General features: G+C 46.3%; 1 protein-coding gene. It reads left to right on the forward strand.

The window, feature by feature from the left end; genetic code table 11:
• Nucleotides 1-216 (forward strand): hypothetical protein (locus A372_RS32645; RefSeq protein ID WP_036702622.1); only part of this gene is annotated, 216 nt, incomplete at both ends.

Raw genomic sequence — 216 nt, forward strand, 5'->3', positions numbered from 1 at the left:
GCATGGAAGTGCGTGACGTCCATCCGAGTCACTACGGCCGTATGTGTCCTATCGAGACACCTGAGGGACCAAACATTGGTTTGATCAACTCTTTGTCCACTTTCGCACGTATCAATGAGTACGGATTTATCGAAGCTCCTTATCGCTGGGTAGATCCGAAAACCGGAAAAGTTACAGATCAGATTGATTACCTGACTGCTGATGAAGAAGATAACT

Origin of the sequence: Paenibacillus sp. OSY-SE (assembly GCF_000283315.1) — a bacterium.
Taxonomy (GTDB): domain Bacteria; phylum Bacillota; class Bacilli; order Paenibacillales; family Paenibacillaceae; genus Paenibacillus_B; species Paenibacillus_B profundus.